Origin of the sequence: Streptomyces sp. NPDC052114 (genome assembly GCF_040680155.1) — a bacterium.
Taxonomy (GTDB): domain Bacteria; phylum Actinomycetota; class Actinomycetes; order Streptomycetales; family Streptomycetaceae; genus Streptomyces.
The window spans coordinates 647,957-667,112 of the sequence record NZ_JBFAWC010000003.1 but is presented as its reverse complement, the minus strand read 5'-3'; the positions used below and the strand labels follow the sequence as shown (position 1 = coordinate 667,112).

The following is a 19,156-nucleotide window of genomic DNA, read 5'->3' as shown; positions in this document are numbered from 1 at the left end:
GCAGACTCCGCCTGCTCAGGTGTCGGTCCGATAACGGACGTGACTGCCCTTCTTATACACCCTTGACACCCCTAAAGGTCTAGGCCAAGCTCCCCGTACTGGTCTACACCATTAAAGACCAGGTTCCAGTCCCACGGGCAGATCTCGGTCCATTCGGTCGCTGCGGGTGGGGGGTTGACTGGCATCCCTTGAGGAGGGTGACGTGAAGCGCAAGCTCATAGCGGCCATCGGTGTCGCGGGCATGTTGGTCTCGATCGCGGCCTGCGGCAGTGACGACGACAAGAAGGCCGGCGGAGCCGACGGCTTCAAGGGCGAGACCCTGACGCTCTGGGCGATGGACGGTTCGACGCCCGACCAGTGGCAGAAGGACGTCACGGCGGCCTTCGAGAAGAAGACCGGCGCCAAGCTGAAGTTCGAAGTCCAGCAGTGGAACGGCATCCAGCAGAAGCTGACCACCGCCCTCTCCGAGGAGAACCCGCCGGACGTCTTCGAGATCGGCAACACCCAGACCGCCGCGTACGCCAAGACCGGCGGCCTCGCCGAGCTCGACGACCTCAAGAAGTCGATCGGCGCCGACTGGACCGAGTCGATGAACAAGGCCTCGGTCATCGACGGCAAGCAGTACGCCGCCCCGTGGTTCGTCCTCAACCGCGTCGTGGTCTACAACAAGAAGATCTGGGCCGACGCCGGCATCAAGGACACCCCCAAGACCCGCGACGAGTTCCTCAAGGACCTCAAGCAGATCGGCGCCAAGACCGACGCCGAGCCGATCTACCTGCCCGGCCAGAACTGGTACCACTTCGTCGGCCTGACCATCGGTGAGGGCGCCGAGCTGGTCAAGAAGGACGGCGACAAGTACGTCTCCAACCTGGACGACCCGAAGGTCGCCAAGGCCATGAAGACGTACAAGCAGTTCGCGGACCTCTCCAAGGCCCCCAAGAACAAGGACGAGGCCACCCCGCAGCAGGCCGAGGTCTTCGCCAAGGGCAAGACCGGCGCCTTCATCGGCATGAGCTGGGAGGCCGCGACCGCGATCAAGGCCAACAAGAAGATCGAGAAGGACATCGGCTTCTTCACGATCCCCGGCGCCACGGCCGACAAGCCCGAGGGCGTCTTCCTCGGCGGCTCCAACCTCGCCATCGCCGCGACCAGCAAGAAGCAGGAGCTCGCCAAGGAGTTCCTGAAGATCGCGCTGTCCGACAAGTTCGAGGGTCAGTTCGCCAAGGAAGGCGGCACGATCCCGAACAAGAAGGCGCTGGAGTCCAACCTCAAGGGCAACCCGGCCGCCGAGGCCGCCGCCCCCGCCACCGCCGGCGGCGGCACCACCCCGCTGATCCCGGAGTGGGCCGCGGTGGAGAACCCGCCGAACCCGATCAAGAACTACATGACCGCGGTGCTCAACGGTAAGTCGCCTGCCGCCGCCGCCAAGCAGGTCGAGGGCGAGCTCAACAAGCGCCTGGCGCAGAAGCAGTAACAACGCGTCCTCTTGCCGGGGGTGGCGGGTGACGTGACCCCGCCGCCCCCGGCGTACCCATGAGTACCGAGCGTTCTCCGTCGCGTACTCCGCGTTCTCCGCGCCGATCACGGCGCCCGCGCTGATCACGCGCCCTCCGCGCTGCTCACAGCGCTTCGCGTTGCCCACGAAAGAGATGGCGAGCATGACCGTGCAGAAGACCGAACGGCCGCCCTCCGGCCCGACGGAGGTGCAGACACCGGATGGCGGACCACGGCCAGGAAGTCCGGGATCCTCTCGGCGGCTGGCCGGCCTGACGCCCTATCTGCTGCTGACCCCCGCGATCGTCGCCACCCTGCTGCTGCTCGGCTGGCCGTTGGTCAACAACGGGATCCTGTCGTTCCAGAACCTCAACATGCGGCAGTTCATTCTGCACTTGACCGAGTGGAACGGATTCGACAACTACAAGGAAGTCCTCACCGGTCCGGACTTCTGGCGGGTCACCGGCCGCTCGGTCGCCTTCACCGCCGTCAACGTCGTACTGATCATGGCCCTCGGCACGCTGGTGGGACTGCTCCTCGCGCGCCTCGGCCGCAAGATGCGCACCTTCCTCCTGCTCGGCCTCGTGCTCGCCTGGGCGATGCCCGTCGTCGCGGCGAGCACCGTCTACCAGTGGCTGTTCGCGCAGCGCTTCGGCGTCGTCAACTGGGTGCTCGCCAAGATCGGCTTCGAGTCGATGGCCGACCACGACTGGCTCGCCACGCAGTACTCGACCTTCTTCGTCGTCCTGCTGCTGATCGTCTGGATGTCCATCCCCTTCGTGGCGATCAACCTGTACGCCGCCACGACCACCATTCCCAAGGAGCTGTACGAGGCCGCGGCGCTGGACGGCGCGGGGGCCTGGAAGCAGTTCACCCAGGTGACGCTGCCGTACCTGCGGCCCTTCCTCTACGCCACGACGTTCCTGGAGATCATCTGGGTCTTCAAGGCGTTCGTGCAGGTCTTCACGATCAACGAGGGCGGTCCCGACCGGCTCACCGAGATCCTTCCCGTCTACGCCTACATCGAGGGCATGGGCAACCAGCACTTCGGCATGGGTGCCGCGATCGCGCTGCTCACCATCATCATCCTGCTGGCCATCACCTCGTTCTACCTGCGGATCGTGCTCAAGCAAGAGGAGGACGAGCTGTGAAGCGCTCGCTGTTCGGCCGCATCTGGCCCAACCTGACGGCCGTCATTCTCTTCGTCCTCTGTGTCTTCCCCGTGTACTGGATGTTCGCGACGGCCTTCAAGCCGACCGGCGACATCATCAGCGAGGACCCGGTCTGGTTCCCGACCGACGCCACCCTTGAACACTTCAAGACGGCGATGAGCGTGGACCACTTCTGGACCATGGTCGGCAACTCGATCACCGTCACGGTCCTCGCGGTGCTCTTCTCGCTCATCATCGGCGTGACCGCGGCGTTCGCCCTCGCCCGCATGCGCTTCAAGGGGCGGCGCGGCTTCATCATCGGCTTCATGCTGGCGCAGATGGCGCCGTGGGAAGTCATGGTCATCGCGATCTACATCATCGTGCGCGACGCGGACATGCTGAACAGCCTGATCCCGCTGACCCTCTTCTACATGGTGATGATCCTGCCCTTCACCCTCCTCACGCTGCGCGGCTTCGTCGCCGCCGTGCCGAGGGAGCTGGAGGAGTCCGCCATGGTGGACGGCTGCACCCGCATGCAGGCCTTCCGCCGGGTGATCCTGCCGCTGCTCGCGCCGGGCCTGATGTCGACCTCGCTCTTCGGCTTCATCACGGCCTGGAACGAGTTCCCGATGGTGCTCGTGCTCAACAAGGAGGCGGACGCCAAGACCCTGCCGGTGTGGTTGTCCAGCTTCCAGACCGCCTTCGGCGACGACTGGGGCGCCACGATGGCGGCGGCCTCGCTCTTCGCCGTCCCGATCCTGATCCTCTTCGTCTTCCTGCAGCGCAGGGCCGTCAGCGGCCTGACCGACGGCGCAGTGAAGGGATAACGCACACCATGACGACACTGACCCACGCCGGTGACACCCTCACCCGCAACGCCCTCGCCGTCCTCCAGCCCGGCTTCGACGGCACCACCGCCGTGCCGGACTGGGTACGCCGCCGGATCGGCGAGGGCCTCGGCTCCGTCAGCCTGTTCGGCCGCAACGTGCGGACCGCCGAGCAGGTCACCGCGCTCACCGCGCAGCTGCGCGCGGAGCGCGAGGACCTCATCGTCGCCATCGACGAGGAGAGCGGCGACGTGACCCGCCTGGAGGTGCGCACCGGCTCCTCCTACCCGGGCAACCACGCGCTCGGCGGCGTCGACGACACGGCGCTCACCCGCGAGGTGGCCGCCGACCTCGGCCGCCGCCTGGCCGCCTGCGGCATCAACTTCAACTGGGCGCCGTCCGCCGACGTCAACGCCAACCCGGACAACCCGGTCATCGGCGTACGCTCCTTCGGCGCCGACCCGCTCCTGGTGGCCCGGCACACCGCCGCGTATGTCGAGGGCATGCAGTCCGCCGGCGTCGCCACCTCCGCCAAGCACTTCCCCGGGCACGGCGACACCGCGGTCGACTCGCACCACTCCGTGCCGGTGATCGACGTGGACCGGGACGTGCTCAACTCCCGTGACCTGGCGCCGTTCCGCGCGGCGATCGCCGCCGGCACGCGGGCCGTGATGAGCGCCCACGTCCTGGCCCCGGCGCTCGACCCGGACAACCCCGGGACGATCTCCCGCCGCATCCTCACCGGCCTGCTCCGCGAGGAGTTCGGCTACGACGGCCTCATCGTCACCGACGGCATGGACATGCAGGCCATCGCGGGCCGGTACGGCTTCGAGCGCGGCTGCGTGCTCGCCGTCGCCGCGGGCGCCGACGCGATCTGCACGGGCGGCGGCCCCTCGGACGAGGGGACCGTGCTGCGCCTGCGGGACGCCTTCGTCGAGGCCGTGCGCTCGGGAGAGCTGCCCGAGGAGCGGCTCGCCGACGCCGCGGAGCGCGTGCGGTCGCTGGCGCACTGGGCCGTGACGTCGAGGGGGCCGGGCGCGGGTTCGGGGGGCGTGCCCGACACCGGGATCGGCCTGGTCGCGGCCCGCCGCGCCCTGACGGTCACGCGCGGCGAGACGTACACGGCCCCGGTCACCGAGGCCCCCTACGTCGCCTCCTTCGGGGCCGAGGCGAACATCGCGGTCGGCGACGAGACCCCGTGGGGCGTCGCCGACGAACTCACCCGCCGCTTCCCGGGCACGGAGTCCGGCAGCCACTCCGGCGCCGACGCCGGCGCGCGGGCCCTCGCGGCGGCGGGGGAGCGCCGCGTCGTCGCGGTGGTCCGCGACGCCCACCGCCACGCGTGGATGGCGGACGCCGTGAAGACCCTGGTCGAGGCCCGCCCCGACACGGTCGTCGTCGAGATGGGCGTCCCCCAGTCGACGCCGACCGGTGCCCTCTACATCGCCACCCGCGGCGCGGCACGCGTCTGCGGCGAGGCGGCGGCGGAGGTCATCGCGGGCGAGTAGGCCCGGGGCCGGACGTACGACGGAGGGGCGCCACCAGCCTGGTGGCGCCCCTCCGTCGTACCGTCCACAGCCGCCCGCCGGCGGCCGGACGTGCTTACAGACCCTGCCAGTCCGGCTTGTTGACGTAGGTGTGCCGGAAGTAGTCCGCGAGCTTCAGCTTGGACGCGGCGGCCTCGTCCACGACGACCGTCGCGTGCGGGTGCAGTTGCAGCGCGGACGCCGGCACGACGGAGGCGACCGGCCCCTCCACCGTCGCGGCGACCGCGTCCGCCTTGCCCTCACCCGTGGCGAGGAGCACCAGATGACGCGCCTCCAGGATCGTCCCGATCCCCTGCGTGATGACGTGGTGGGGCACCTGCGCGATGTCCCCGTCGAAGAAGCGCGCGTTGTCCACCCGCGTCTGCTCCGTCAGCGTCTTGATGCGCGTGCGCGAGGCGAGCGACGAGCACGGTTCGTTGAACCCGATGTGCCCGTCGGTCCCGATCCCGAGCAGCTGAAGGTCGACGCCCCCGGCCTCGGCGAGCGCCTTGTCGTACGCCTCGCACGCCGCCTGCACGTCCTCGGCGCTGCCGTCCGGGCCCATGAAGGCGGACTCGCTCAGCCCGAGCGGCTCGACGACCTCCCGCAGGACCACGGAACGGTACGACTCGGGGTGCCCGGCGGGCAGCCCCACGTACTCGTCGAGCTGGCAGATACGGGCCCGCGAGGCATCCACGGCACCGGACGCCACCTTGGCGGCCAGCGCCTCGTAGATGGGCAGCGGGGTGGAGCCGGTGGCGACACCGAGCAGGGCGTCAGGCTTACGGCGCACCAGGGCGGCCATGGCCTCCGCGATGAGCTCGCCGCCTGCCTTGGCGTCCGGGACGATGACAACTTCCACGCTGGGCCTGCCGATCTGGAGAGGGGCTCAAAGGACTGGTGGTATAGACCAATCTAGCAGAGCTGTGCCGTCAGAACAGTCGTTTCCTGCCGTCCATGCTGGGCTCTCGCCGGACTCCGCGCCCGTCGAGCGCCACCACCCCCGAAGCCGCCCCCTCGCCTTTCCCTCGCCTGTCCTCCGCCCTCCCCTCGCCCGCCCCGGCACACCGGCCCCCGGCACCACCGCCCCGCTCCCGCCGCACCCCCATCCCACCTGCACGGGCCCTGCTCCCGTCCGCATGGACGGGTCCCGCTGCCGTCCGTGCGGACGGCCTCGGACCCGCCCGCACAGGCGCCCCACGCTCCGAGCGAGCACAGTGGAAGACATGACCGTCATGACTCCCCAGGACCCGCAAGGCGGCCCGGACCGAAGGGGCGGACCGGACCCGCGGGGCGGACCGGACCTGCGGGGCGGGCTCGATCGGCGGGGCGGGCCGGAGGCGCAAGGTGGACCGGGCTTGCCGGGCGGGCCCGATCAGCAGGGTGTATCGGACCTGCGGGGTGGGCCGGACCTGCGGGGTGGGCCGGATCGGCGGGGTGGGCCGGACTCGCTGGGTGGACCGGATCGGCGGGGTGGGTCGGACTCGCTGGGTGGGCCGTACTTGCCGGGTGGGCCGGACTCACTGGGCGGGCCGGACTCGCACGGCAGCCCGGGGCAGCAGGGCGCACCGGGTCAGCAAGGCGCACCGGGGCAGCAAGGCGGGCCCGATCGGGGCGGTGGGGGCGGTGGGGGCCGTCCGCGGGACGGGGTGGGACCGCTGAGCCCGCTCGACCCCCAGGCCGAGCGCCCGGGGCGGATCATGGCCCGGGAGCTGGCCGAGCAGCCCGACGTCCTTCGGCGCATCCTCGACGAGGGTGCTCCCGGGATCCGCGAGACCGCCCGCCGCGTCGCCGCGCGCAGGCCCCGGTTCGTCCTGCTCACCGCCCGCGGCACCTCCGACCACGCCGCGCTCTACACCAAGTACCTCCTGGAAGTCCGCCTCGGCCTGCCCTGTGGACTGACCTCGATGTCCACCATCACCGCGTACGGCGCCAAGCCCGACCTCAGGGACGTCCTGGCCGTCACCGTCAGCCAGTCCGGCGGCTCGCCCGATCTGGTGGCCTCCACCCGGGCCGCCCGCGAGGCCGGCGCGATCACCCTCGCCGTGACGAACAACCCGGACTCGCCGCTGGCCGCCGTCTCCGAGCACCACATCGACGTCCTCGCCGGACCGGAGAAGGCGCCCGCGACGAAGACCTACACCGCCTCCCTGCTGGCCCTCCATCTCTTCGTCGAATCCCTGCGCGGCGCGGACGGCGACGTCGGCGCGGCCGCCGCCCCGCTGCCGGAACTCGCCGCCGGACTCCTCGCCCGCCAGGACGAGATCAAGACCCTCGCCGCCCGCTACCGCTTCGCGGAACGCATGGTCATCACCTCCCGCGGCTACGGCTACCCGACCGCGAAGGAGGCCGCCCTGAAACTGATGGAGACCAGCTACATCCCCGCGCTCGCCTACTCCGGCGCCGACCTGCTGCACGGCCCGCTCGCGATGGTCGACAACATCTCCCCGGTCATCGCGGTCGTCCCGGACGGCCGGGGCGGCGAGGCGCTCCGGCCGGTCCTCGACCGGCTGCGCGGCCGAGGCGCCGACCTGATGGTCATCGGCCCGAAGGATCAGGTCGAACAGGCCTCCGCCGGCGTCGTCCTGCCCACCGAAGGCGTGCCCGAGGAGGTCCAGCCGATCCTGGAGATCATCCCCCTCCATCTGCTCGCCTACGAGATCACGATCGCCCGCGGCCAGGACCCGGACGCGCCCCGGGCCCTCGCCAAGGTCACCGAGACCCGCTGACGCGGGGGAGCGGGGCCGCCCGGAGCGCCGGGCCCCTCCGGGCGGTCACGCGAGCGAGCCGCCCGTCGCGTCTATCCACTGTCCCGTGACCCAGCGGCCGTCGTCCGACGCGAGGAAGGCCACCACGTCCGCGATGTCCGACGGGTCGCCGACGCGACCCAGCGCCGACATCGAGGCCGAGTTCGCCCACGCGTCCTTGTTCTCCTCGCCGCGCAGCCACGCGGCGTTGATGTCGGTGTCCACGATTCCCGGCGCGACCGCGTTGACCGTGATGCCGCGGGTGCCGAGGACCTTCGAGAGGTTCCGCGTGAACACGTCCAGGGCGCCCTTGGTCATGGCGTACGTCAAGATCTCCGGCATCACGGCGGCCCGCGAGAGGCCCGACGAGATGTTGATGATCCGGCCGCCGTCGCGCAGCCGCTCCGCGCCGAGCTGTGTGATGAAGTACGGCGCCTTCACGTTCACGGAGAACAAGCGGTCGTACTCCGCCGCGTCCGTGTCCTCGAAGGAGTTCGCCGTACCGACCCCGGCGTTGTTCACGAGAATGTCCAGTCCGTCCGCGTGCGCGTCGAACGCCGACCACAGGGCCTGCGCGTCCCCCGCGACGCCCAGCTCCGCACCGATCGCGAAGGCGGCTCCGCCGGCCGCCTCGATCGCGGCCACCGTCTCCTTCGCCGCCTTCTCGTTGCTGCCGTAGTGCACGGCGACCAGCGCGCCGTCCCTCCCGAGCCGCTCGGCGATGCCGCGCCCGATGCCCCGGCTGCCGCCCGTGACCAGCGCCGTCTTCCCCGCGAGCTTCCCCTGCTGAACCCCGGCCGATGCACCCATGTCAGGCGCCCCCTCTTTCTCTAGCGGTCATTACAGAAAGGACCGTACCCGATCTCCCTCCCATTTACTAGCGCCCGCTATACAATTCACTCCATGGCGACGAAACAGCGCGGACGCCCCCGCTCCTTCGACCGCGACACGGCCCTGGAACAGGCGATCCGCACCTTCTGGGAGCACGGGTACGAGGGAACGTCCGTCTCCGACCTCACGCGGGTCATGGGCATCGGCGCCCCCAGCCTCTACGCCGCCTTCGGTGACAAGCGGACCCTGTTCGACGAGGTCGTCGTGCGGTACGGCCTCACGCACGGCGCCTTCACCAGCCGCGCCTTCGAGGAGGAGCCCACCGCGCGCGGCGCCGTCTCGCGGATGCTGCACGAGGCGGCGGCCGAGTTCACCGACCCCGCCCATCCCCGCGGCTGCCTCGTCATCTCGGCGGCCGCCAACTGCACGACCCCGGAGGTGGAAGAGGCCCTGCGCGAGCGGCGCAACGCCAACGTGGCGGTCATCGAGACCCGCATCCGCACGGGCGTCGCGGCCGGCGAGCTGCCCGAGGGCACCGACCCCGCCGCCCTCGCCCGCTACACGGCGGCGGTCTTCCAAGGGATGTCGCAGCAGGCCAGGGACGGTGCCACCCGCGATGTCCTGGAGGCGGTAGCCGATCTCGCCATGCAGGTGTGGCCGCCGGTCCAACCCGCGGGGAACGAGCCCTGACCTTCGGAGAAAGAGACGACAACAAACATCCGCACACGCATAGACATGGGAGAATGGTCTAGTCCACAATGCGTGGGTAAAGCCTCCGCTCTTCCCGCACAGGAGAGCGGACCGAGGACCCGGCGCTCTCTGCCCTGACCGCGTCGGATCCTCCCGATCGGCCGACCAGTACCGCACATTCTGGCGGCCGATGCACCTGAAGGGCTGCGGTGCCGTGGGCGGGTTGAGGGTCCCGCCCTGGCGCCGCGGCTCGTCGGGACTCTCCGGGCCCCCGCGGGGGCGACCCGGATTCCCGGCGAAATCCCAGGGGAGCGGGCCCGCCGGACGCGAAAGGTACGCTCGCACACGTGCCCTCCATGAACGACCTCGTACGCCAGCACACCGCCCTCGGTGACTCCGACCTCGAGTGGCTGCATCTGCTGGTCTCGGAGTGGCAGCTGCTCTCCGACCTCTCCTTCGCCGACCTCGTGCTCTGGGTCCCCACGCGCGACGGCACCCGCTATGTCTCCGTGGCGCAGATGCGGCCCAACACCGGGCCCACCTCCTACCAGGACGACATGGTGGGCCACCTCGTCCCGCGCGGTCGCCGCCCGCTCCTGGACGCCGCCCTGGACGAGGGCCGCATCGTGCGCGAGGGCGACCCCGAGTGGCGCGAGGAAGTCCCGGTACGGGTCGAGTCCATCCCCGTACGCAGGGAAGGGCGCGTCCTCGGCGTCATCGCCCGCAACACCAACCTGCTGACCGTGCGCACGCCTTCGCGACTGGAGCTGACCTACCTCCAGTCGGCGTCCGACCTGGCGCAGATGATCGCCGCGGGGTCGTTCCCGTTCCCGGGCCAGCAGGTCGACATGGACGCCTCCCCGCGCGTGGGTGACGGTCTGCTGCGCCTCGACGCCGACGGCATCGTGCAGTACGCGTCGCCGAACGCCCTCTCCGCTTACCACCGCCTCGGTCTCGCCGCCGACCTCGTCGGGCACCACCTGGGCACGGCGACGGCCGAACTCGCACCGTCCCGCGGTCCGGTGGACGAGGCCCTGGCCAAGCTCGCCAGCGGCTGGGCGCCGCGCGAGTTCGAGATCGAGGGCGGCGACGGGGTGATCCAGCTGCGCGCGATCCCGCTCAAGCCCAAGGGACCGCGCATCGGTTCGCTCGTACTCCTGCGCGATGTCACCGAACTCCGCCGTCGCGAGCGGGAGTTGATCACCAAGGACGCGACCATCCGGGAGATCCACCACCGGGTGAAGAACAACCTCCAGACGGTCGCCGCGCTGCTGCGGCTCCAGGCCCGCCGGATCGACTCGGCCAAGGGCCGCGAGGCGCTCGAAGAGGCCGTGCGCCGCGTGGGTTCCATCGCCATCGTCCACGAGACGCTCTCGCAGAACCTGGACGAGCGCGTGGAGTTCGACGAGATCGCCGACCGGGTCCTCGCGATGGTCGCCGAGATCTCGCCCGGCAAGGTCACCGGCCGGCGCACCGGCCGCTTCGGCATCCTCGACGCCGAGGTCGCGACACCGTTGTCCATGGTGCTCACGGAGATCCTGCAGAACGCCCTGGAGCACGGATTCCGCGAGGGGGACACCGGTACGGTCGAGGTCTCCGCGGTGCGCGGCGGCACGACGAAGGACGCCCGGCTCCTGATCACCGTCCAGGACGACGGCGTCGGCCTGCCCGACGACTTCGACCCCCACCGCTCCGGCAACCTCGGCCTGCAGATCGTCCGCACCCTGGTCGAGGGGGAGTTGGGTGGCACCTTCGACATGGTCCGCGCCCCGGAGCGCGGCACGCAGGTGCTCCTCGACGTACCGGTGCGCGGCGACAAGTAGCGCCGGCGAACGGGCGCGGGCGCCGACGAGGACGGAACGCGCCCCGCACAGACGAAAGCAGTGAGCCCCGGACCGATGTGGTCCGGGGCTCACTGCTCACGTTGCGATGCGCATCGGGGGTACTGCGCGGCTGCGGCTCGGGGGCGGGAGTTGCGTACTCGCTGTACGCGCCGCCAAGCTCAGGCTCGTCAGGGGTGTGGGCGTCAGGCGCTGGCCTGGCGTGCACGGTTGCGAGCGGCGCGGCGCTTCATCGCGCGGCGCTCGTCCTCGCTGAGGCCACCCCAGACGCCGGAGTCCTGGCCGGACTCGAGCGCCCACTGCAGGCACTGCTCCATGACGGGGCAGCGGCGGCAGACGGCCTTGGCTTCCTCGATCTGCAGCAGCGCAGGACCGGTGTTGCCGATGGGGAAGAAGAGCTCGGGGTCTTCCTCGCGGCAAACGGCGTTGTGACGCCAGTCCATGGCTGCTACCTCTCCTTGGTATTACATGCGGGTTGCTTGTGAATGTGAACGCTTTCACGAATCCCCCCGCACGGGAAGGGCCGACAACCAGTCGCCTGGTGTGGACCTGTGGTGGAGGAGGGGTTCTGGCTCTCTGTGGGGCCGATGTTGCGGGCCGTCCCGATCGCCATGTAGAGATTCGCAAACCTCGGCGGCGGATACAACCCCTTCCGGAAAGTTTTTTTTGATTCCTCAGTGTCGACTGGGTCACAGCCGTACTTCCATGGGGTGGATCCTGGCCTAAACGTTCGAGTGAAAGGACTTTAGGCCCTTCCACTCACACAATCACACGCAGTGCACGGCGTACGCCTGTGAACGTCACGCTTGTCCGCAGCCCCAGGTGGTCACCGTCCATCTGGAGGGGCAGGGGCACCTTCGAATGCAAGGTGAAGTCCGTGAGGTCGTGGAGCGTGACCGCGTGCTTACCGTGCGGTCCGCGCTCCGGCGTCGACGTCAGCAGCTGGGTGCCGTAACGGGCCACCGCGGCGGTCGAGAGCTTCTTCAGACCGAGCACGTCCAGGCCCGTGTCGAAGGAGGCCTGCGGGGACGCGTACAGCGGGCGATTGCCCAGGTAGGAGTACGGAGAGGTATTGCAGACTATCGACATCACCAGGTCGGTCACCGGGTCCTCGCCGGGCCGCTCCAGCGTGATCATGCCGTGCCTGCGGTGGGGCTCGTCGAGGAACTGACGGAGCACTTGGCGCACATAGAGGGCGTGCGTCGAGCGCCGGCCGAGCTCCCGCTGCTGTTCGACCCTGCCGACCACGCCGCCGTCGAAACCGAGCCCCGCGCAGAACGTGAACCAGCGCGAGGGCACCGCCTCGTCCTCCGTGCCCGGAGTGCCGCCCGCGATGCCGAGGCCCACCGTGCGCTCACTGCCCTCGCGCAGGGCGTCCAGCAGGGCGCCGGTGGCCTCCACGGCGTCGTTCGGCAGGCCGAGGGCGCGCGCGAAGACGTTGGTGGAGCCGCCGGGGACGACGGCGAGGCGGGGGAGGCGGTCCGGGTCGGGTCCGTGGTGCAGCAGGCCGTTGACGACCTCGTTGACGGTGCCGTCGCCGCCGAGGGCGACGACCAGCTCGATGTCCTTGCTCTCCGCGGCCTGCCGGCCGAGGTCCCTGGCGTGCCCGCGGTACTCGGTGGTGACCGCCTCGAGCTTCATCTCGCTCGCCAGCGCATGGACCAGTACGTCACGCGTGCGCGCACTGGTGGTGGTTGCCGCCGGGTTGACCACGAGGAGTGCACGCATGCGCAGCAGACTACCTAGCGCTCTTTACCCGGCCTAGACCGAGGTCCCGGGGCGGCCCGGACCGACGTGCCGGGGCGGGGGCGCGCGGGGCTACCCTGCTGGAGTGAGCACTGAGCGGAAAACCACCCCCCAAGCCCCGGAACCGGCCGCGTCGGGCCCGCGTCCCGGACGGCTGACGGCCGCCGCGGCCCTGGCGGCGCTGGAGGGCCTCGCCCTCCTCGCCGGGGGTGTGTACATGCTCGTGATGGGACTCGCGGGCTCGCCCGACGACCCGCGCCAGGCCGAGACCGGCGGGATCACGCTGATCGTCCTCGCGCTGCTGCCGCTGCTGGCCGCGCGAGGGCTCCTGAAGATGCGCCGGTGGAGCCGCGGCCCCGCGATCATCACGCAGATCATGGCGCTTCCGGTGGCCTGGCAGCTGCTTCAGGCCGACAGCGCGGCGATCCCGGCCGGCATCGTCCTCGCGGTCGTGGCGGTCGCCGCGCTGGTGCTCCTGGTGAACCCGGTGACGACCGAGGCCCTCGGCATCCGGGGCCCCGGCGACGTACAGGATCAGAAGTAGCCGCCACTGGTGCGGCAGTGCCGCCAGTGACGCGGAAGTGAGCTCTATGGATCGGGAGCGACCGCTACGTCGCTACGGAGGGTGACTACTCCTCGACGAGCAGCTTCTCCCGCAGCTGCGCGAGCGTGCGCGCGAGGAGCCGGGAGACGTGCATCTGCGAGATGCCGACCTCCTGCGCGATCTGCGACTGGGTCATGTTGCCGAAGAAGCGCAGCAGCAGGATGCGCTTCTCGCGCGGAGGCAGGTCCTCCAGGAGGGGCTTGAGGGACTCGCGGTACTCGACGCCCTCCAGTGCCTCGTCCTCGGCGCCCAGGGTGTCCGCGACGGCCGGTGACTCGTCGTCCGTGTCGGGGACGTCCAGGGACAGCGTGGAGTAGGCGTTCGCCGACTCCAGGCCCTCCAGGACCTCCTCTTCGGAGATGGCCAGTTTCTCGGCGAGCTCGTGCACGGTGGGGGAGCGGCCGTGCAGCTGGGAGAGCTCGGCCGTGGCCGTGGTCAGCGCAAGACGCAGCTCCTGGAGGCGCCGCGGGACGCGGACCGCCCACCCCTTGTCGCGGAAGTGCCGCTTGATCTCGCCGACGACCGTCGGGGTCGCGTACGTGGAGAACTCCACGCCGCGCTCCGGGTCGAAGCGGTCCACCGACTTGATCAGACCGATCGTGGCGACCTGGGTGAGGTCGTCGAGCGGCTCGCCGCGGTTGCGGAAGCGGCGGGCCAGGTGCTCCACGAGCGGCAGGTGCATGCGGACCAGCTGGTTGCGCAGCTCCGCGTACTCCGGAGTGCCGTCCTTCAGGCCGCGCAGCTCGACGAACATCGCGCGTGCGCCGCTGCGGTCCTGTGGATCGTGCCGGCTGTGCTCGTGCTCGTTCATGTTTCCCGCCCGTCGCCCGCCGCCCCGGCCGGCGAGCCGCTTGAGCTCGTCCTTGGCGGTCGGCTCTGCCTGCTCCGACACATCGGCCACCGCCGGCGGACCCGACTGCTCGGGGTCCTCCGGGTGCGGTTTGGCCTGCTGCTCGGGGATCCCGGTGGTCATGCGGCGCGTCCCCTCCCTGCCGCCGACGGGCAGACTCCGTGTGCCGCGCTCATCGTCCCGCACCGGCCCGTCCCCGTTCCTCACGCCGGCCCGGGTCCCGCGCCGCGCTTCTTGTAGAGGCTGATCGAGACGGTGTTGTCCTCGGCGACGGTGGAGTCGACCTGGCCCGCGAGGGCCGACAGCACAGTCCAGGCGAAGGTGTCCCGCTCCGGGGCCCGGCCGTCGGTCGTGGGTGCCGAGACCGTCACCTCCAACGAGTCGTCGACGAGCCGGAAGACGCAGCTGAGCACCGAGCCCGGCACGGCCTGCTGAAGCAGGATCGCGCAGGCCTCGTCGACCGCGATGCGGAGGTCCTCGATCTCGTCGAGAGTGAAGTCCAAACGCGCCGCGAGGCCGGCCGTCGCCGTCCGCAGCACCGACAGGTAGGCGCCCGCAGCCGGAAGGCGGACCTCCACGAAGTCCTGATTCCCGGGCTCGCCTGCGATCTGGGACACCCTCACCTCCAAGGTGGTACAAGCACTTTCGGGGCTCCGGAATCGCCGTCCAACGGCGGTCCGGACTGCGTCACACGGGTAACGCACCACGTAGTTCCGCGGGTGACGCTACCGCGCTCCCCAGTTCCGTGTCCCGGGGACCCCGCCCCGATGCTGTCACTCATAGTAAGCCCATGAGCACGGACAGTGGCTAGGGGTCTCGCACGCCCAATTGGAAAGAACAGGCGTCGGGTTGACGTACCCAGGGCTCAGACGATCGAACCGTCCGCGAAGCACCAGCGCCAGCTCTCGCCCGGTTCGAACGTCCGCATCACAGGGTGACCGCTCTCCTTGAAGTGTGCCGTCGCGTGCTGGAACGGCGAGGAGTCGCAGCACCCCACGTGTCCACACGTCAGGCACAGACGAAGCTGGACGGGGTGGCTGCCGACGGCCAGGCACTCGAGGCACGTTTCGCTCAGCGGGGGCACCTCGGGGTGGGGCAGCCCCGCGACGTGCAGGCACTCGTTCATGATTGCCAGGTTACGACGCGAACACGGAGGGCGGAGGGGTCTGCCGATGGATGTATTGCCGCTGGTGGCACTGATCGCGGCAAGCGCCGCGGTGGCCGGGGCAGCACGCAGGACCCCGGTGCCCGCACCGCTGCTCCTGGTCGGCGTGGGACTCATCGCCGCCTACGTCCCCGGAGTGCCCGACTACCACCTCGACCCGCACATCGTGCTGCCGCTGATCCTGCCCCCGCTGCTGCACACGGCCGCCCTGGAGAGCTCGTACCTGGACCTGCGCGCCAACATCAGGCCCGTCGCGCTCCTCTCGGTCGGTTACGTCCTGTTCGCCACGGTCGCCGTCGGCTGGCTCGCGTACCTGCTGATCCCCGATCTGCCGCTGACCGCGGCGCTGGTCCTCGGCGCGGTCGTCGCGCCGCCGGACGCGGTCGCGGCGACCGCCATCGCGCGCAGGGTGGGGCTCCCCTCGCGGATCACCACGATCCTGCAGGGCGAGTCCCTGGTGAACGACGCGACCGCGATCACCGCCTACAAGGTGGCGCTCGCGGCGGCGATCGGCGAGGGCGCGAGCTGGTCGGGCGGCGTGCGGGAGTTCCTGGTGGCGGCGGTCGGCGGAGTCGGCGTCGGCCTGCTCCTCATGGTCCCGATCCACTGGCTGCGCACCCATCTGAAGGAGGCGATGCTGCAGAACACGCTGTCGCTGCTGATCCCCTTCGTCGCGTACGCCGCAGCGGAACAGGTCGGTGCCTCCGGAGTGCTCGCCGTGGTCGTGGTCGCCCTCTACCTGGGGCACCGTTCCTGGCAGGTCGACTTCGAGACGCGGCTCCAGGAGGCCGCCGTCTGGAAGGTCGTGTCGTTCATCCTGGAGTCGGCGGTCTTCGCGCTCATCGGGCTCCAGCTGCCCGTCGTGCTCAAGGGGCTCGGCGAGTACAGCGTCGCGCAGGCGGTCTGGTACGCCGTCGGGGTCTTCGTGGTCGTCGTCGTGGCCCGCTTCGTGTGGTCGTACCCGGCGACCTATCTGCCCCGCTGGCTGTCCGGGCGGATCAGGGACCGCGAGGACGACATGGACTGGCGGCGGCCGCTGATCGTCAGCTGGGCGGGGATGCGGGGCGTGGTCTCCCTGGCCATCGCCTTCTCGATCCCGCTCGTGATGGACGACGGCGAGCCGTTCCCGGCGCGCAATCTTGTCCTGTTTCTGACGTTCACCACCGTGATCGGCACGCTCGTCGTGCAGGGGCTCTCGCTGCCGTGGCTGATCCGTGTCCTGAAACTGCCCGGCCGTGACGCGCAGGCCCAGACGCTCGCCGAGGCGCAGGCGCAGAACGCCGCCTCACAGGCCGCGGAGGCACGGGTGGAGGAACTGATGCGGGACGAGCGCAACAGCCTCCCACCACCCCTTCAGGACCGTCTGCGCACCGTTCTGGAGCGGCGCCGCAACTCCGTGTGGGAACGGCTCGGCCAGTCCAACCCGGTGACGGGGGAGTCGGCGGACGACACCTACCGCCGCCTCGCGCGCGAGGCCATCGCGGCCGAGCGCGAGGTGTTCGTGAGGATGCGGGACGAGCGGCGCATCGACGACGAGTTGATGCGGACGCTGCTGCGCAAGCTGGACCTGGAGGAGGCGGCCGCCTACCGGGAGGTCGAGGACTGACCCTTCGGCCCCGTCGGCGCGGGGTCATCGCGCGTGCCGGTGATCACCGCGGTGAGACGGGTCCCGGGCGGGAAGGCGCCCTCTTCGGAGAGGACGGTCAGGGCGTACAGGAGCTTGGCGACGTAGAGGCGCTCCACGGTGAGGCCGGTCGCGGCGCCGTGGCGGGCCTCGAAGTCCTCGGCGAAGTCGAGCAGTTCGGGCGGGGTGCGGGCGTAGCCGCCGTGGTGGAAGCGCTCGTCCAGGCGCCAGTTCCCGGCAGGCCCGCCGAACGTCCGCCGCTGCAGGTCCGCTATGTCGGGGCCCAGGAAACCGCCCTTGAGGACCGGTATCCCAAGGGCCCGCCGGTCCGGCCCGAGGCCCGCGGCCAGGCCCGCGAGCGTACCGCCGGTGCCGCAGGCCACGGCCGCCACGTCGGTGTGCGCCCGCAGCTCCTCGCCCAGGGCCGTGCAGCCCTGTACGGCAAGGGTGTTGCTGCCGCCCTCGGGGATCACGTACGCCCCCTCGGCGCCGCTCTCGCGCAGCAGCGCGGCCAGCGTCCCCGGCTCGGTCTTGCGCCGGTACGTCGACCGGGCGACGAAGCGCAGGCGCATGCCGTCGGCCGCGCAGCGGGCCAGGGAGGGGTTCAGGGGGCGGTCGGCGAGTTCGTCGCCGCGGACGACGCCGACCGTGGCGAGGCCGAGGAGGCGGCCCGCGGCGGCGGTGGCGCGCAGGTGGTTGGAGTAGGCCCCGCCGAAGGTGAGCAGGGTGTCGTGGCCCGCCTCGGCGGCGGCCCGCAGGTTCAGGACGAGCTTGCGGTACTTGTTGCCCGGCAGGTCCGGGTGGATCAGGTCGTCCCGCTTGAGGAGCAGCTCCACGCCACGGCGGCCGAAACGGTCGTCCGTCACGCGCTGCAGCGGCGACGGCAGCCGGGGCGGCCGGCCGAGCGGGGCGGGTGGGACGGGCGGGGTGGGGTGCACCCCGCCATTGTCACTCGCGGGTCACTTCAGACGCTCGCCGATGCGCTCCCGCATCCAGTCCATCGTGAAGCCGCGGGGGTCGACCTTGCCCGGCTGCCACTCCAGGTGGCCGATGACCGAGCGCTCCGTCCAGCCGTGGACGCGGCAGACCGCCGCCGCGGCCCGCGCGATGGCCTCCAGCTGGGCCTCGGGCCACGGGTCCTCGCCGTCGCCGAGGTTCTCGCACTCGAAGCCGTAGAAGTGGCGGTTGCCGTCGGTGTTCGCCTCGTTGTCCGGCGGCAGGCGCTTCTCGGCGATGACGGCGCGCAGCACGTCGTCGTCGCCGAGGCCCGCGTGGTTGGCGCGGCCGTAGCCCACGAGGTGGACGCGGCCGTCCTTGGTGATGACACCGTGGCAGAGCGGCCCCGGCAGCGAGGCGAAGCCGTCGCGGCAGATCTCCACCGTGCGCTGGCTGCCCGACGTCACGGTGTGGTGGATCACCACACCGTGCACGGGACCCCAGGGGCCTTTGTGGTTGCGGTTGTGGTGCTCCCAGTCGCCGACCTCGACGACGGTCACGCCTTCGTCCCGCAGCGCGTTCAGGAAGGTGCTCGCGGACATGGGTGGGGCCATGGCCGCCTCCTTTGCAGGGCGCGACGGCCGCCGGTCGCGGGCCGCCTCGTACGCCCTGCTTGTACCCGCAACCACGGTGCCCGGACCAGCTGTTCGGAGGTGATCCGTGGCTTGTTCGGGCACCGTGCGAGCCGATCCGGTCAGTTGCCGCGCAGGAAACCGTCGCCGTTCGTCGCGATGTGGGACTCCAGGGCCTGCAGCGCCTGCTGGGTGGCCTGCGGGGAGCCGGTGCCCCGGCGCTCCTCGTAGTACGCGGCGCCGAGCTTCTTCAGGAGGGCGTCGCCGGCGCGCTTCTCCTGGACCTCGTCCAACTTCTGCTTGCCCTGCGTGAGGCCCCGCTGCGCCTGCTCTTTGGCGCGGTCCAGGAAGCCTGCCATTGCTGTCTCCTGCCGTTGATACGAAAGGTGCGGGCGGTGCGGTTGCCCCGCGAGGGGTGAACGGACGCGCAGATCTTGGAGTTCCCGGGCACCCGCTCGGGCCCCGCGCCTCACCCGGATGCCGCCCTCACCC

The 19,156-nt window shown here is 70.7% G+C and carries 19 protein-coding genes; 9 read left to right on the top strand and 10 right to left on the bottom strand.

Going from position 1 to position 19,156, the window contains the following annotated elements:
* The first annotated feature begins 202 nt into the window (after positions 1-202).
* From AB0L89_RS09860 to AB0L89_RS09845, 4 genes are all read left to right on the top strand, one after another.
* Positions 203-1,474 carry an extracellular solute-binding protein gene (locus tag AB0L89_RS09860; RefSeq protein WP_055700412.1) on the top strand — a complete coding sequence of 424 codons (1,272 nt, stop codon included), beginning with the start codon at positions 203-205 and terminating at the stop codon, positions 1,472-1,474.
* A 184-nt stretch (positions 1,475-1,658) separates the two neighbouring features.
* Positions 1,659-2,645, top strand: coding sequence for a sugar ABC transporter permease (locus AB0L89_RS09855; RefSeq protein WP_365137082.1), 987 nt, complete (start codon positions 1,659-1,661; stop codon positions 2,643-2,645).
* Positions 2,642-3,472 carry a carbohydrate ABC transporter permease gene (locus tag AB0L89_RS09850; protein ID WP_365137079.1) on the top strand — a complete coding sequence of 277 codons (831 nt, stop codon included), beginning with the start codon at positions 2,642-2,644 and terminating at the stop codon, positions 3,470-3,472. The genes AB0L89_RS09855 and AB0L89_RS09850 overlap by 4 nt, the downstream gene beginning before the upstream one ends.
* 8 nt (positions 3,473-3,480) lie before the next feature.
* Positions 3,481-4,980, top strand: a complete 1,500-nt coding sequence (locus tag AB0L89_RS09845; protein ID WP_365137076.1) for a glycoside hydrolase family 3 protein — start codon at positions 3,481-3,483, stop codon at positions 4,978-4,980.
* Positions 4,981-5,074: 94 nt separating this feature from the next.
* Here AB0L89_RS09845 and nagB read toward each other — a convergent pair whose 3' ends face one another.
* Positions 5,075-5,860 (bottom strand): glucosamine-6-phosphate deaminase, encoded by a 786-nt coding sequence (gene nagB / locus AB0L89_RS09840; RefSeq protein ID WP_365137073.1) that lies wholly within the window; start codon positions 5,858-5,860, stop codon positions 5,075-5,077.
* An 838-nt stretch (positions 5,861-6,698) separates the two neighbouring features.
* On the opposite strand from nagB, the gene AB0L89_RS09835 reads away from it, so the two are divergent.
* Positions 6,699-7,727 carry an SIS domain-containing protein gene (locus AB0L89_RS09835; protein ID WP_365137231.1) on the top strand — a complete coding sequence of 343 codons (1,029 nt, stop codon included), beginning with the start codon at positions 6,699-6,701 and terminating at the stop codon, positions 7,725-7,727.
* Between the two features lie 45 nt (positions 7,728-7,772).
* On the opposite strand, the gene AB0L89_RS09830 is transcribed toward AB0L89_RS09835, so the two are convergent.
* The gene (locus tag AB0L89_RS09830) at positions 7,773-8,555 is read right to left on the bottom strand and encodes an SDR family oxidoreductase (RefSeq protein WP_365137070.1); all 783 of its coding nucleotides are present in this window, start codon (positions 8,553-8,555) and stop codon (positions 7,773-7,775) included.
* 93 nt (positions 8,556-8,648) lie between these two features.
* On the opposite strand from AB0L89_RS09830, the gene AB0L89_RS09825 reads away from it, so the two are divergent.
* Complete coding sequence (locus AB0L89_RS09825; RefSeq protein ID WP_365137068.1) at positions 8,649-9,266, top strand: TetR/AcrR family transcriptional regulator; 618 nt, start codon at positions 8,649-8,651, stop codon at positions 9,264-9,266.
* Between the two features lie 356 nt (positions 9,267-9,622).
* A complete protein-coding gene (locus AB0L89_RS09820) occupies positions 9,623-11,089 on the top strand; it encodes a PAS domain-containing sensor histidine kinase (RefSeq protein ID WP_365137228.1) in 1,467 nt (488 codons plus the stop codon).
* A 203-nt stretch (positions 11,090-11,292) separates the two neighbouring features.
* Here the strand turns inward: AB0L89_RS09820 and AB0L89_RS09815 are convergent, their stop codons facing one another.
* On the bottom strand, positions 11,293-11,550 hold the full coding sequence (locus tag AB0L89_RS09815) for a WhiB family transcriptional regulator (protein ID WP_016639615.1): 258 nt from the start codon (positions 11,548-11,550) through the stop codon (positions 11,293-11,295).
* A 316-nt stretch (positions 11,551-11,866) separates the two neighbouring features.
* Positions 11,867-12,835, bottom strand: a complete 969-nt coding sequence (locus AB0L89_RS09810) for a diacylglycerol kinase family protein (protein WP_365137065.1) — start codon at positions 12,833-12,835, stop codon at positions 11,867-11,869.
* 103 nt (positions 12,836-12,938) lie between these two features.
* Between AB0L89_RS09810 and AB0L89_RS09805 the strand changes: the two genes are divergently transcribed.
* The gene (locus AB0L89_RS09805) at positions 12,939-13,397 is read left to right on the top strand and encodes a hypothetical protein (RefSeq protein WP_365137062.1); all 459 of its coding nucleotides are present in this window, start codon (positions 12,939-12,941) and stop codon (positions 13,395-13,397) included.
* Between the two features lie 85 nt (positions 13,398-13,482).
* On the opposite strand, the gene AB0L89_RS09800 is transcribed toward AB0L89_RS09805, so the two are convergent.
* The 3 genes from AB0L89_RS09800 to AB0L89_RS09790 all read right to left on the bottom strand — a co-directional run bounded on the left by AB0L89_RS09800 (position 13,483) and on the right by AB0L89_RS09790 (position 15,433).
* Positions 13,483-14,514, bottom strand: coding sequence for an RNA polymerase sigma factor SigF (locus AB0L89_RS09800; protein ID WP_365137059.1), 1,032 nt, complete (start codon positions 14,512-14,514; stop codon positions 13,483-13,485).
* A complete protein-coding gene (locus tag AB0L89_RS09795) occupies positions 14,511-14,924 on the bottom strand; it encodes an anti-sigma regulatory factor (RefSeq protein WP_030780840.1) in 414 nt (137 codons plus the stop codon). Before AB0L89_RS09795 ends, AB0L89_RS09800 begins: the two co-directional genes overlap by 4 nt.
* A 248-nt stretch (positions 14,925-15,172) precedes the next feature.
* The gene (locus AB0L89_RS09790; protein ID WP_365137054.1) at positions 15,173-15,433 is read right to left on the bottom strand and encodes a UBP-type zinc finger domain-containing protein; all 261 of its coding nucleotides are present in this window, start codon (positions 15,431-15,433) and stop codon (positions 15,173-15,175) included.
* A gap of 46 nt (positions 15,434-15,479) precedes the next feature.
* Here AB0L89_RS09790 and AB0L89_RS09785 point away from each other — a divergent pair, with 46 nt between their 5' ends.
* Complete coding sequence (locus AB0L89_RS09785; RefSeq protein ID WP_365137051.1) at positions 15,480-17,078, top strand: Na+/H+ antiporter; 1,599 nt, start codon at positions 15,480-15,482, stop codon at positions 17,076-17,078.
* Here the strand turns inward: AB0L89_RS09785 and AB0L89_RS09780 are convergent.
* The 3 genes from AB0L89_RS09780 to AB0L89_RS09770 form a co-directional block, all read right to left on the bottom strand.
* Complete coding sequence (locus AB0L89_RS09780) at positions 17,057-18,034, bottom strand: pyridoxal-phosphate dependent enzyme (RefSeq protein WP_365137048.1); 978 nt, start codon at positions 18,032-18,034, stop codon at positions 17,057-17,059. The genes AB0L89_RS09785 and AB0L89_RS09780 overlap by 22 nt on opposite strands.
* Positions 18,035-18,055: 21 nt before the next feature.
* Positions 18,056-18,646, bottom strand: coding sequence for an N-acetylmuramoyl-L-alanine amidase (locus AB0L89_RS09775; RefSeq protein ID WP_365137045.1), 591 nt, complete (start codon positions 18,644-18,646; stop codon positions 18,056-18,058).
* A 140-nt stretch (positions 18,647-18,786) separates the two neighbouring features.
* Positions 18,787-19,023 (bottom strand): hypothetical protein, encoded by a 237-nt coding sequence (locus AB0L89_RS09770; RefSeq protein ID WP_055702912.1) that lies wholly within the window; start codon positions 19,021-19,023, stop codon positions 18,787-18,789.
* Between the last annotated feature and the right edge of the window lie 133 nt (positions 19,024-19,156).